This window comes from Sediminibacillus albus (genome assembly GCF_900101125.1).
GTDB lineage: Bacteria > Bacillota > Bacilli > Bacillales > Amphibacillaceae > Sediminibacillus > Sediminibacillus albus.
On sequence record NZ_FNFL01000002.1, the window covers coordinates 473,557 to 486,926 of the forward strand.

At 42.7% G+C, this 13,370-nt stretch carries 10 protein-coding genes; all 10 read left to right on the forward strand.

Going from position 1 to position 13,370, the window contains the following annotated elements:
• Positions 1 to 162: 162 nt before the first annotated feature.
• The 10 genes from rlmD to BLR93_RS08390 all read left to right on the forward strand — a co-directional run bounded on the left by rlmD (position 163) and on the right by BLR93_RS08390 (position 13,320).
• Positions 163 to 1,656 carry a 23S rRNA (uracil(1939)-C(5))-methyltransferase RlmD gene (rlmD, locus tag BLR93_RS08345; protein ID WP_093213182.1) on the forward strand — a complete coding sequence of 498 codons (1,494 nt, stop codon included), beginning with the start codon at positions 163 to 165 and terminating at the stop codon, positions 1,654 to 1,656.
• Positions 1,657 to 2,655: 999 nt separating this feature from the next.
• A complete protein-coding gene (locus BLR93_RS08350; protein WP_093213185.1) occupies positions 2,656 to 2,889 on the forward strand; it encodes a glutaredoxin family protein in 234 nt (77 codons plus the stop codon).
• A 144-nt stretch (positions 2,890 to 3,033) separates the two neighbouring features.
• Positions 3,034 to 4,053, forward strand: a complete 1,020-nt coding sequence (locus tag BLR93_RS08355) for a sugar-binding transcriptional regulator (RefSeq protein WP_093213187.1) — start codon at positions 3,034 to 3,036, stop codon at positions 4,051 to 4,053.
• A 38-nt stretch (positions 4,054 to 4,091) separates the two neighbouring features.
• Positions 4,092 to 5,099, forward strand: a complete 1,008-nt coding sequence (gene gap / locus BLR93_RS08360; RefSeq protein WP_093213189.1) for a type I glyceraldehyde-3-phosphate dehydrogenase — start codon at positions 4,092 to 4,094, stop codon at positions 5,097 to 5,099.
• Positions 5,100 to 5,273: 174 nt separating this feature from the next.
• Positions 5,274 to 6,455, forward strand: coding sequence for a phosphoglycerate kinase (locus BLR93_RS08365; RefSeq protein WP_093213191.1), 1,182 nt, complete (start codon positions 5,274 to 5,276; stop codon positions 6,453 to 6,455).
• Positions 6,456 to 6,470: 15 nt separating this feature from the next.
• A complete protein-coding gene (gene tpiA / locus BLR93_RS08370; protein ID WP_093213193.1) occupies positions 6,471 to 7,229 on the forward strand; it encodes a triose-phosphate isomerase in 759 nt (252 codons plus the stop codon).
• Complete coding sequence (gene gpmI / locus BLR93_RS08375; RefSeq protein WP_093213195.1) at positions 7,226 to 8,764, forward strand: 2,3-bisphosphoglycerate-independent phosphoglycerate mutase; 1,539 nt, start codon at positions 7,226 to 7,228, stop codon at positions 8,762 to 8,764. The genes tpiA and gpmI overlap by 4 nt, the downstream gene beginning before the upstream one ends.
• A gap of 13 nt (positions 8,765 to 8,777) precedes the next feature.
• A complete protein-coding gene (gene eno, locus BLR93_RS08380; protein WP_093213197.1) occupies positions 8,778 to 10,064 on the forward strand; it encodes a phosphopyruvate hydratase in 1,287 nt (428 codons plus the stop codon).
• A gap of 219 nt (positions 10,065 to 10,283) precedes the next feature.
• Positions 10,284 to 11,276 carry an ABC transporter substrate-binding protein gene (locus tag BLR93_RS08385; protein ID WP_093213199.1) on the forward strand — a complete coding sequence of 331 codons (993 nt, stop codon included), beginning with the start codon at positions 10,284 to 10,286 and terminating at the stop codon, positions 11,274 to 11,276.
• A gap of 4 nt (positions 11,277 to 11,280) precedes the next feature.
• Positions 11,281 to 13,320, forward strand: coding sequence for an iron ABC transporter permease (locus BLR93_RS08390; RefSeq protein WP_093213201.1), 2,040 nt, complete (start codon positions 11,281 to 11,283; stop codon positions 13,318 to 13,320).
• The last annotated feature ends 50 nt before the right edge of the window (positions 13,321 to 13,370 follow it).

A 13,370-nucleotide genomic window follows, 5' to 3' on the forward strand; every position in this document is an offset into this window, starting at 1 on the left:
ACATAAAATGAAAATCTTATACTGAGTCACACGTGTAATGAATATAAAGAAGGGGGACTGCCCAATCCAATATTTGGTGGCAGTCTTTTTGTTTATCCGTTTTACTACTCTTTTCGGCTAATATATAATGGGGTCTCAAAGAAGAAAAGATGGGAAGTGCCTATGAATAAACGTAAGAACAGTGCAGCCAAAAAATCGGGAATAAAACGCAAACAATCAAATAAATTCCACTCGAATAAACAATCGACCCCTACCACACATAAAAGCAACAAATCCCAAGGGAAGAACTTGACCAACAATAAGCGCGGACGTAGCAAGAAAACCATAACCGCGGAGGTGACCTGCACAGGCCTTACCAAATCGGGAAAAGGCATTATCAACTGGGAAGGAAAGCAGTTAGAGATTGAGCATCTATTGCCTGGCGAAACGGCTGAGATAACAGTATCCACTAGCGGGAAACAAGTTGACGCAGCACTAAAGCGAGTGATTACAACGTCTGAAAACCGGGTCAAGCCAATGTGTTCCTATTATTACGAGTGCGGGGGATGTCAACTGCAGCATATGAACGAGCAGGCGCAAAAGCATTTTAAGCAGGAAACGATAGAAAAATTGATGAAACCGTTCGGTAAGCCGGAACCGATTTTAACCATGGACCATCCGTATGATTATCGGAACAAGAGCCATACGACATTTGGCCTGAATAAGGACCGGCAGATTATTGGCGGGCTCTACGCCCAGAATAGTCATCAGCTTATCTCAATGGATCGGTGTCTCATTCACGACCCGAAAGCGGACGAGATTTGGCAAACCATTAAGGGTATGATGAAGTCCTTTAAAATCCAGCCCTATAATGAGGACACTGGACAAGGGTTCCTGCGCCATGTACTGGTTAAGGTCGGCAAGGTAAGCGGTGAGATCATGGTGGTACTGGTTGTAGCTTCCCCTGTATTTAAGGGAAAGAATAATTTTGTCAAAGCACTCAGGAAGGCCCACCCAGAGATTACGACCATCCTCATGAACGTGAATAACCGGAAGACGAGCATGGTTTTAGGTGACCAAGAAAAAGTACTGTTCGGAAAAGGGACGATAACAGACACCTTGTGTGGACTGAAGTTTGACATTTCAGCGAAATCTTTCTATCAAATCAATCCAATCCAGACGGAAAAGCTATATGCAAAAGCTATTGAGATGGCGAAATTGTCCGGAAAGGAAACGGTAATTGATGCATACTGCGGAATCGGTACGATTGGCCTGATTGCAAGTCAAAAAGCAGGGAAGGTCATTGGGGTAGAGCTGAATAAGGATGCTGTCCGAGACGCAATCCGCAATTCAAAACGCAATGGCGTGAAAAATGCCCGTTTCTATCAAGGCGATGCCGGCGAGTTCATGGTGGAGATGGCAGCACGCGGTGAGAAAGCGGATGTAGTAATCATGGATCCGCCCCGGAGCGGAAGTGATGAAGCGTTCTTGTCCAGTGTGGTGAAGCTTAAACCAAAGCGTGTCATTTATGTGTCCTGTAACCCGGAGACGCAAGTGCGGGATATGAAGTATTTAACCAAGAACGGGTATGAGGTGAAAGGTATTCAGCCGGTGGATATGTTTCCGCAGACGGTGCATGTAGAAACGGTAGCGGAAATGGTATTGAAAGGTGTCTAATTTAAAAGTAAATCTATCAATAAAAATAAACATTTCCGATTCAGACCCCGATTTCGTGAAAATAAACATTTCCGATTTCGGGGTCTTTTTTATGCCCAAACCTTGTCCTGACTGTCTTTTCTCGATTTTCTCTTCCTTCTTTTATCGGAGAATTTTATTTTAACTCCAACGGTGGAATGCGGGTTGGAGTGGGGTGATTTACCAATGGATTTTTATAATTGTACAAATAGCTTGGTAACATAGGTTTAGTGGTCTTAACTATAGATAGAAGTGTGTTTTATGTTCCCTCGGAATATTAGTTCGAGGTATTTTTTGATCCCTAGTGTCTTACTTTTACGGGAAAAAGCAAATACTAGAGGTCTTTCTTATGGCAATATGAGTTTTATTATAACTTTTAAAAAGTTTACATATGAGAAGAATAATACTTATACGTAACAGTATCTTCATACTGCCAAGTCACATGTAGAAACGGTAGCGGAGATAGTATTGAGGGGATCTAACTAAAAATAAATATTTCTCAGTTAAAATTAAAAATTAGGATTAAGACCTCGATTTAGTGAAAATAAACTTTTCCGATTTCTGGGTCTTTTTCATGCAAATCCCTTGTCTTTTCTCGGTTTACTCTCGTCTCCCCAATTAAACCTTCGTGAGGTAGATTGTAATAATTTTCTCTGGATAGTCTCATTAACTCCTTCTGCCGTCATCACTTTTCTTATTTTCTTCTACAGTTTGTTTTTCTGTTCCTATATCTAAAAAGGATTGAATTGAAATTAAAAGCATAAAGATACTCAGTACCAAGAATTTTCGGTGGACGAGTAACCGCCAGGCCCAGGGAGAACTGTGGCAGCGATCCGTCGCGAAGGACGTAGGTTTGTATTTTCGAGTAGACTGAGTATGTTGGTGTTTCCTCCGCAGGGTTGGTTAGTGCAGGACATATAGAAGCTTCATGCTGTTTTCTTTTAAAGGAATATGGCACAATAGAGGGGTGGAGGGAATAATATGCAAAAAGTGGTTTTATATTCGAAGCCGAATTGCCCTTTATGTGATGAGGCAAAAGATCTTCTGATCGCGTTTCAGGATCAGTATGGGTATGACTTGAAAGAAGTCGATATTTATAGTGATGACGAACTCCTGGAGAAATACCAACTGACGATTCCCGTCGTGGAAATCGACGGACAGGAGGTCGACTATGGTCAAATCGAGTGGGCAAAGCTGAGTGAGTTTATAAAATAGAAGTGCTTTTAGTTGTCGTAAATTGCCGGTTCTGCTACAATAAAAACTGTAAGAGGAATTTTTTTGGAGTATGCGGGACATAATACGCCTGCCAGGGACGTTTTTAACCCGGTTAGCATTAACTGGTAATAAAGGAGTTATAACATGAGAGCACTAATTGATCTTCAAAAAAAATTATTCCCTGACCTTCTCGATGTTATGCAGCGCAGGTATAAAATCTTGCATTACATACATTTAATGGAGCCAATTGGCCGCAGAAGCCTGGCTGATAATATTGAGATGGCAGAACGGCTGGTGCGGAGTGAGATTGATTTTTTGAATAGCCACGGTTTTCTCGATATTACTTCCAAAGGGATGCTGTTAACTCCAGAAGGTACGAATGTCCTGGCACAGCTTAGGGAATTCATTAAAGAAGTATCTGGTTTTAGTGTTTTAGAACAAAGTGTGAAGGATAAATTACACGTAGACCATGTTGTAGTGGTTCCTGGTAATAGTGATGAGCTTGATTGGGTAAAACAAGAAATGGGAAAAGCAGCAGTCGATTTTCTGCGTTCGATTCTCCATGCCAATCAAACAATTGCTGTAACTGGCGGTACATCGATGGCGGCTGTAGCCGAAATGATGACTCCTTTGGAAAGAGCAGAAAATTGTATGTTTGTGCCAGCACGCGGTGGTCTAGGTGAACGCGTGGAAAACCAGGCAAATACAATCTGTGCTGAAATGGCGAAAAAAGCTAATGGAGAGTACCGGTTGTTATATGTTCCTGATCCTTTAAGTGAAGAATCCTATCAGTCAATTATAGGAGAACCTTCTGTTAAAGAAATTCTCCATTTGATTAAGCAAGCAGATGTAGTCATTCATGGGATCGGAGATGCTTGGACGATGGCGCAGCGCAGAAAAGCTTCCGGCAAGATTTTGCAAAGAATCTCTGATGGCAATGCTGTCAGTGAAGCTTTTGGTTATTATTTTAACCAAACTGGGGATGTTATCCACAAGGTAAGAACTGTCGGCCTGCAGCTGGAGGATTTAGATAATTCTCAATGTGTCGTTGCCGTTGCTGGCGGGAAATCAAAGGCACAAGCGATTATTTCTTATTTTAAGCAAGGCAAGAGCAATGTCCTGGTTACTGACGAAGGGGCAGCAAAAGAGTTAATAAGGGATTAATCCCTTTATATATATATGAAAACAAGGAGGAATTCTAGATGACAGTAAAAGTAGGTATTAATGGTTTTGGACGTATTGGCCGTAATGTATTTCGCCAAGCATTGAAGAACAAAGAGGTTGAGGTGGTAGCAGTAAACGACCTTACAGATGCCAACATGCTTGCGCACCTTTTGAAATATGATTCTGTACACGGTATTTTGGAGGAAGAAGTTTCTGTTAACGGCGACAACTTGGTTGTAGCTGGACAAGAAATCATTGTAAAATCTGAGCGCGATCCGGCTAATCTTGGCTGGGGAGACCTAGGCGTTGAAGTAGTTATTGAATCAACAGGTATTTTTACAAACCGCAATGATGCTAAGAAGCATCTTGATGCTGGTGCGAAAAAAGTAGTAATTTCTGCTCCTGCAAAGGATGAAGATTTAACGCTAGTTATGGGTGTTAACGAAGATAAATATGATGCAGGAAGCCATCATGTGATTTCTAATGCATCTTGTACAACCAACTCTTTAGCTCCTGCTGCTAAAGTACTTCACGAAAAATTCGGTATCAAGCGCGGACTAATGACTACCGTCCACTCTTATACAAATGATCAGCAAATCCTTGATTTGCCGCATAAAGACTATCGCCGTGCCCGTGCAGCTGCACAAAATATCATCCCAACTACAACCGGCGCTGCTAAAGCTGTAGCCAAAGTACTTCCTGAATTAGAAGGCAAGTTGAATGGTATGGCTATGCGTGTACCGACTCCAGACGGATCTATCGTTGACTTGGTTGTTGAACTGGATAAAAACGTTACAGCTGACGATGTAAATGCTGCACTTCGCGAAGCTGCTGAAGGTGACTTGAAAGGTATTCTGGAATACAGTGAACTGCCATTAGTATCTTCTGATATTGTTGGCAACACTCATTCTTCTATCGCAGATGGTTTATCTACAATGGTGCTCGAAGATAATATGGTTAAAGTCATCACTTGGTATGATAACGAAATGGGTTACTCTTCCCGTTGTGTAGACTTGGCTGTATTTCTTAAAAATCAAGGGCTTTAATTCAGAAATACAAAAATAGTCGAATAGTTAATGGCTAGCAGGGAGGGGGAATTGTCCTCCTCCCTTGCTTGTTGATAGGAAATTTTAAAAGTTAAATGAAGTTTTTTGTTAAGAGAGTCCTACATACGGGAATGATAGTATGTGGAGTGATAACAGGTAAGGAGGCTGAAACGAATGAATAAAAAAACGATTGCCGACTTAGAGGTAAAAGGAAAAAAAGTCTTTTGCAGAGTCGATTTCAATGTACCGATGAGCAATGGTGAAGTTAGTGATGACACTAGGATCAGAGCGGCTTTGCCGACTATCCAGAAACTGGTTGAAAAAGGTGCTCAAGTCATCCTTGCCAGCCATTTAGGCAGACCTAAAGGTGAAGTGGCGGAAGATTTACGCCTCGATGCTGTAGCCAAACGATTAAGTGACTTGCTTGGCCAAATTGTTACCAAAACAGATGAGGTTTACGGGGAAGAAGTGAACCGCGCCTTGGCTGAAATGGCTGATGGCGATGTCCTTTTAATCGAAAATGTTCGTTTCCATCCAGGTGAAGAAAACAATGATCCGGAATTAGCGAAAGAATTCGCCAATATGGCAGATGTCTATGTAAATGATGCCTTTGGTGCAGCCCACCGGGCGCATGCATCTACTGCAGGGATTGCTGAACATTTGCCAGCTGCAGTCGGGTTGCTGATGGAGAAAGAATTGGATGTTTTAGGCAAAGCTTTATCAGATCCAGAGCGGCCCTTTACGGCAATTATCGGCGGGGCCAAGGTCAAAGATAAAATCGGCGTTATCGATCACTTACTAGATAAGGTAGATCATTTGATCATCGGCGGCGGCCTAGCCTATACCTTTATCAAAGCACGAGGGTATGAGATCGGAAAATCATTGCTGGAAGAAGATAAACTCGACCTTGCAAAGCAGTTCATGAAAAAAGCTGAAGACAACGGCGTCGATATGATTATGCCTGTTGATGTCATTGTATCGGATGATTTTTCAAATGATGCGAACACCAAAGAAGTTGATATTGAGAATATCCCTGCAGATTGGGAAGCACTCGACATTGGACCGAAAACGAGAGAAAAATATCGTTCCATCATCGCTGATTCTCAGCTTGTAATCTGGAACGGACCAATGGGAGTATTTGAATTAGAGACTTTTGCCAACGGGACAAAAGCAGTAGCAAAAGCAATGGCTGAAACGGAAGGTTACACCGTTATCGGCGGCGGAGATTCTGCAGCAGCTGTAGAGAAATTCGGCTATGCAGACCAAATGGACCACGTATCCACGGGCGGCGGTGCGTCACTGGAATTTATGGAGGGTAAAATATTACCTGGTGTCGATGCACTAAGCGATAAATAAAGGAGAGGTGATCATATGCGTAAGAAAGTAATTGCAGGTAACTGGAAGATGAATAAACTGCTTTCAGAAGCTGAACAGTTTGTTGAAACGGCTAAGACAAAAATCCCTAATGAGGATAAAGCAGAATCGGTTGTTTGTGCTCCATTTCCTTTTCTTCCTGCCTTGGTTGAAAAAGCCAAAGGCACAGATTTGAAAATCGCTGCACAAAATATGCACTTTGAAGACAGCGGTGCTTTTACCGGAGAGGTAAGCCCTGCGATGCTAAAAGATTTAGGTGTCACTCATGTAGTGCTGGGCCATTCTGAACGACGCGAGCTTTTTGCGGAAACGGATGAAACAGTTAACAAAAAGACCCGTGCTGCTTTCAACCACGGTTTGATTCCAATCATTTGTGTGGGGGAAACATTGGAGCAGCGTGAAAACAACGAAACGATGAATCATATTGAAGCACAGGTTAAAAAAGCTTTGGAAGGCTTGACAGAAGATCAGGTTAAAGCATCCATTATCGCCTATGAACCAATTTGGGCAATCGGTACTGGTAAGACAGCTACTTCTGAACAAGCAAATGAAGTGTGTACCCATATAAGAAAAGTTGTCAAAACAGCAGTTTCGGAAGAAGCAGGAAATGCTGTAAGACTTCAGTATGGCGGTAGTGTTAAGCCAGCCAACGTGGATGAACTTTTATCCCAATCTGATATTGATGGTGCGTTGGTCGGCGGTGCAAGCTTAGAAGCTGATTCCTTTGTACAGTTAGCGGAGGCTGGTGCCAAATGAAACAAGATAAATTAGCTGCACTCATCATTTTAGATGGATTTGGAATCCGAGATGAAGTAAAAGGTAATGCAGTTAAACAGGCAAACATGCCAAATTATGATCGTTTTTTCAATAATTACCCGCACTCGCAATTGAATGCTTCCGGCGAGGCTGTTGGCCTGCCGGAAGGACAGATGGGTAATTCAGAAGTGGGCCACTTGAATATCGGCGCCGGAAGAGTGGTTTACCAAAGCTTGACTAGGGTTAACAAGTCAATCAAGGAAGGCGACTTTTTTGAGAACGAGGCACTGGTTAATGCTGTCATCCATGCAAAAGAAAACAACAAAGCTCTGCATATCTTTGGATTGTTGTCAGATGGCGGTGTCCACAGCCATATTGAACATCTTTTTGGATTGTTGAAGCTTGCTTCTACCCAAGGGCTAGAGCAGGTGTATGTCCATGGGATTCTTGATGGAAGAGATGTAGGGCAAAAGTCAGCTGAACAGTATATTAAACAAACCGAGGAAATCATGGAAAAGTATGGCGTCGGCGAATTTGCAACCATTTCCGGCCGGTATTATTCTATGGATAGGGATAAACGCTGGGACCGTGTCAAGAAGTCTTATGATGCCATGGTATATGGTGATGGACCAAAGTATAAGGACCCATTGGAAGTTGTGAATGATTCTTATGAGAACGAAATCTACGACGAATTCGTGCTTCCATCGGTGATTGTAGATGAAAACGGGCAGGCAAAAGGTACTGTCAAGGATCACGATTCATTGATCTTTTATAACTTCCGCCCAGATCGCGCCATTCAAATATCCCGTACGTTTGCCAATGAAGATTTCCGTGACTTTGAACGGGGAAACAAAGTACCAAAGAATCTTTATTTCGTCGGCCTTACCCAATTCAGTGAAACAGTTGATGGGTTCGTGGCATACAAGCCGGTTAATTTGGATAATACCGTTGGTGAAGTATTATCCCAAAACGGCCTAAATCAACTCCGTATTGCTGAAACAGAGAAGTTTCCGCATGTAACTTTCTTTATGAGTGGCGGCCGGGAAAAAGAGTTTCCCGGAGAAAAACGGATTCTTATTGATTCGCCGAAAGTAGCTACCTATGACTTGAAGCCGGAAATGAGTGTTTACGAGGTAACGGATGCTTTGTTAAAGGAATTGGATGAAGGCAATCAAAATGCGATTATTTTAAATTTCGCCAATCCTGACATGGTAGGTCATTCGGGCATGCTCGAACCCACAATCAAGGCTTTGGAAGCAGTCGATGAATGCTTAGGCAAAGTAGTAGATAAAATTCATGAATTAGGCGGTGAAGCAATCATTACTGCTGATCATGGCAACTCAGATGAGGTGCTTACGCCGGAAGGCAAGCCAATGACTGCTCATACAACGAATCCTGTTCCTGTGGTAGTGACTAAAGAAGGAATTACCCTAAGGGAAGGCGGAATCCTTGGAGATTTATCGCCAACCTTGTTAGATTTATTAGGAGTAGAGCAGCCTAAAGAAATGACAGGAAAATCATTAATTAAAAAATAAAGGAGAGATTTACATGCCTTACATTACAGATGTTTATGCACGCGAAGTATTGGATTCCCGCGGTAATCCAACAGTAGAAGTAGAGATATTTACAGAAACCGGAGCTTTCGGTTCTGCTTTAGTACCCAGCGGTGCTTCCACAGGAGAACATGAAGCGGTAGAACTTCGCGATGGCGATAAGGAACGCTATTTAGGCAAAGGTGTCCTTCGTGCTGTCGAGAATGTCAATGAAACAATTGCTCCAGAATTACTTGGGATGGACGTTACCCGTCAAGTGATCATAGACCAATTACTATTAGAATTGGATGGTACAGAAAACAAAGGTAAATTAGGCGCTAATGCTATTCTTGGTGTTTCCATGGCGGTAGCACATGCTGCAGCAGATTACCTTGGCCAGCCATTATACAAATACCTAGGTGGATTCAGTGCAAAAACACTACCTACACCAATGATGAACATTCTTAATGGCGGTGAGCATGCAGACAATAATGTCGACATTCAAGAATTTATGATTATGCCTGTTGGTGCTCCAACTTTCCGTGAAGCACTGCGCATGGGAGCAGAAATTTTCCATTCATTAAAAGGTGTTTTAAAATCCAAAGGCTATAATACAGGTGTTGGTGATGAAGGTGGGTTCGCGCCTAACTTGAAATCCAACGAAGAAGCCTTACAAACAATCATCGAAGCGATTGAGGAAGCAGGCTATAAGCCAGGAGAAGAAGTGAAACTTGCTATGGACGTTGCCTCTTCCGAATTCTATGAAGATGGTAAATACAACCTGAAAGGTGAAGGGGTTGTCCGTACTTCTGGGGAAATGGTTGATTGGTATGAAGAAATGGTTAACAAATATCCGATCATTTCTATTGAAGATGGACTTGACGAAAATGACTGGGATGGCCACAAAAAACTTACAGATCGTCTCGGCGACAAAGTACAGCTAGTAGGCGATGACCTATTCGTTACAAACACGAAGCGTTTGAAACAAGGAATTGAGCAAGGAGTCGGCAATTCCATCCTTGTCAAAGTAAACCAAATCGGTACGCTAACGGAAACATTTGACGCCATTGAAATGGCTAAGCGTGCTGGCTATACAGCAGTTATTTCACACCGTTCCGGTGAAACAGAAGATGCTACCATTGCTGATATTGCAGTTGCAACTAATGCGGGTCAGATTAAGACAGGTGCACCTTCTCGTACAGACCGTGTAGCTAAGTACAACCAGCTTCTTCGTATTGAAGATGAATTAGTTGGTACTGGCATCTACGGTGGCTTAGACGCTTTTTATAATTTAAATAAGTAATTGAGTTAAAAGGTGCTTTCCTGAAGGGAAGCACCTTTTATTAATGGAAAAGAATGCATCTGGAATAGTAATTGACAGAGCAGGGAACATACGATAACATAAAACCGTAAGTGATAAAGATTCTCATTATCACTTACGGTTTTGTTTTGCAATAATAGGTTAAGAAATCTTTTGTACATACGGAAGCAGTATTTATTGACTACTAAGGAGGAGTTACATATGAAGAATTGGTTGATGCTATTATTGATTGGAATGGTTGTCGTATTGGCAGCATGTAGTGATTCAGGCGAGGGAAATGAAAAAGAATCATCTGAGGAGGAAAGCAGCGATGCCAGCGGGATTACTGTTAAGGATGCTTATAAAGAGCATACTTTTGAAGAAACACCTGAACGTGTCGTTGTTTTAGAATGGGTATATGGTGAGGATTTATTAGCGCTTGGCATTCAGCCGGTAGGAATGGCAGGAATAGAAAACTATCATAAATGGGTTAATATCGATGCTGAACTTTCAGAGGATGTACAAGACGTAGGGACTAGACAGGAACCCAATTTAGAAGCAATTGCAGAATTGAATCCTGATTTAATCATCACGGCAGGTTACCGCCATGAAGCAATTATGGATAGTTTGGAAGGAATTGCTCCAACATTGTCGTTCAATCCTTATCCAGCGGAAGGAGAGGGTGACCAGTATGAAGAAATGACTTCCACCTTTAATACTTTGGCCAAACTATTCGGCAAGGAAGAAGAAGCAGAGAAAGTGTTAAGTGATTTGGACGCTACTTATAGTAGTGTTGAAGAAGAAATTGCCAGCTCCGATGTGGAAGACAAATCCTTTGTTTTATCACAGGCATATAGCGCAGATAACAGTCCGGTGATCCGTTTGTTTAAAGACAATGCTATGGCTGTGCAAATCATGGAAAATATCGGTTTGGAAAATGCTTATCAATCAGAAGGATTTCAAGTTTATGGATTTGATGAAACGAGTGTGGAAACACTGCAAAATTTCCAGGATGCTCATTTTTTCTACATCGTCCAGGAAAGTGATAACATTTTCGACACTCAGCTAAAGGGAAATCCAGCTTGGGAAAGCTTGAATTTTGTAGAAGAGGGTAAGACACATCCATTGCCGGGAGATACTTGGACATTCGGCGGCCCGCTATCTGCTGAAGTGTTTGCTGAACAAATTAAGGAAGCCTTACTGCAAGCGAAGTGATAACATGATAAATGTCTTTAGAAGCATATGGATAAAAACGGCTCTAACCTTTGGAGGTGGAGCCGTGCTTTTAGTTGCATTGTTAGTTGTACATATAAACCAGGGGAGTGTGGAGTTGCCGTTGCACGTGGTAGCCAATGCTCTTTTTGCCCCTGAAGATATAATTGAGCATCATACGGTGCGGTTTTTACGGCTGCCAAGAGCGGTCATCGGGATACTTGCTGGAGGCGCATTGGCGGTATCCGGGGTGATTTTGCAGACGATCACCAAAAATCCGCTCGCTTCTGCCAGTACATTGGGTATTCATGCCGGCACTTATTTTGCTGTTGTTTTCAGTACTATTTTTATACCTGCCATGATTCCAGGCCAGGGATTAATTGTTGCTTTTGCCGGGGGAATCCTTACCGCGCTGCTTGTTTATGGACTGGCGGGAGGTGCTGCGGCGAATCCGGTAAAGATGGTTCTGGCAGGCATGGTGGTCACGATCATGTTCTCTTCCTTTACCTCTGTGCTGCAAATTTTTTACGAAAATGAAACCGCGGGCTTGTTTTTATGGGGAGCAGGGACGCTTGTCCAAAATGATTGGGGGGGAGTGCAATTTTCCTTGCCATTTATTATTGTCGGTCTCTGTGGAGTTTTTTTTATCGCAAGTCAACTGGATATTTTTCGATTAGGAGAGGATGTTGCCTCGTCTCTCGGGCAAAATGTCGGCAGGCTCCGGCTAATTTCTCTGCTTATTGCAGTGTTTTTGACAGCGGTGACAGTAAGCGTCGTCGGCCCGATCGGTTTTGTCGGTTTGATTGCTCCTCATTTACTAAAATTAATAGGTTTCCGCAGCCATTATTTATTAGTGGCCGGGTCATTCATATGGGGAGCTAACGTCCTATTAGGTGCTGATGTGCTGGCAAGAATCATCGATACTTCCTTTTCTGAACTGCCGGTAGGTTCGATAACAGCCCTCATCGGTGCGCCATGGTTAATTTGGCTTGTACTGAACAAACGGAACCGCCAATATGGGGATAAGCAAACCGGGGTTTTGGCAGGCAGTGTAAGATTGCCCTTTTCAAGCAGGCTGCTTCTGCCAATTTTAGTCATCCTTTTAGCCGGAGCAATTTTTATCGGACTTACTGCTGGAAATTATGGTATTCAGATCGCTGACAGCATATCGGCTGTTATGGGAAATGGAAATGAATTTTTACGTAATATGATCGTTAATTTGCGACTGCCTCGTTTATTGGTAGCGGCTTTAAGCGGTGCACTATTGGCAGTCAGCGGCTTTGTATTCCAAGGGGTTTTGAGAAACCCATTGGCTGATCCTTCGGTAATAGGAATTACTTCTGGTGCCGGAGTAGGCGCTTTGTTAGTTATTTTTTCTAGCTTATCGGCAGCTTTTATTCCACTTGGGGCATTTATGGGAGCTCTAGCAGCCTTTTTAGTTGTTATGGGTCTTTCGTATCGGGCTGGCTTCCAGCCGTCCTTGTTGGCTTTGTTAGGGATTGGTGTATCAGCATTTGGATCTGCGCTCATTCAAATCATGGTGGTACAGGCAGACATGGCTGTAGCATCTGCGTTAACTTGGTTATCTGGAAGCACATATGCGAAAAGCTGGGAGGCATTGATCGATTATCTGCTCTGGCCGATGGTTATTTTGGTTCCAATTCTTTACCTGCAATCAAAGAATTTGAACGTATTGTCGCTGGGAGATGAAACGGCTAAAGGGCTTGGATTGCGGGTTACCCGTACTCGTTTTGAAATGGCCCTTGTCGCCTCTCTGCTGGCTGCCGCTAGTGTCGCTGCTGTCGGAACGATAAGCTTTGTTGGATTAATAGCTCCGCATGTGGCAAGGATGTTTCTCGGACCAGGCCATAAGTACCTGCTTCCTTGTTCCGCTTTATTAGGAGCTTTCTTCCTTGTCGTCGCTGACATACTTAGCAGAACATTGCTCGTGCCAAAAGAAATACCATCAGGTATTTTGGTTGCATTAATGGGCGCTCCATATTTTTTATGGTTGATGTACAAATCCTCGCTTCCGAAAGTAAATTAACAAGGAAAACTTTTCAATTGGGCAAAAATAAAGACCTGGCTGTATTTATA

Bases quoted from the DNA above. Each gene is read 5' to 3' on its own strand.
- rlmD (WP_093213182.1), top strand. From the start codon at position 163: ATGAATAAACGTAAGAACAGTGCAGCCAAAAAATCGGGAATAAAACGC.
- BLR93_RS08350 (WP_093213185.1), top strand. From the start codon at position 2,656: ATGCAAAAAGTGGTTTTATATTCGAAGCCGAATTGCCCTTTATGTGAT.
- BLR93_RS08355 (WP_093213187.1), top strand. From the start codon at position 3,034: ATGAGAGCACTAATTGATCTTCAAAAAAAATTATTCCCTGACCTTCTC.
- gap (WP_093213189.1), top strand. From the start codon at position 4,092: ATGACAGTAAAAGTAGGTATTAATGGTTTTGGACGTATTGGCCGTAAT.
- BLR93_RS08365 (WP_093213191.1), top strand. From the start codon at position 5,274: ATGAATAAAAAAACGATTGCCGACTTAGAGGTAAAAGGAAAAAAAGTC.
- tpiA (WP_093213193.1), top strand. From the start codon at position 6,471: ATGCGTAAGAAAGTAATTGCAGGTAACTGGAAGATGAATAAACTGCTT.
- gpmI (WP_093213195.1), top strand. From the start codon at position 7,226: ATGAAACAAGATAAATTAGCTGCACTCATCATTTTAGATGGATTTGGA.
- eno (WP_093213197.1), top strand. From the start codon at position 8,778: ATGCCTTACATTACAGATGTTTATGCACGCGAAGTATTGGATTCCCGC.
- BLR93_RS08385 (WP_093213199.1), top strand. From the start codon at position 10,284: ATGAAGAATTGGTTGATGCTATTATTGATTGGAATGGTTGTCGTATTG.
- BLR93_RS08390 (WP_093213201.1), top strand. From the start codon at position 11,281: ATGATAAATGTCTTTAGAAGCATATGGATAAAAACGGCTCTAACCTTT.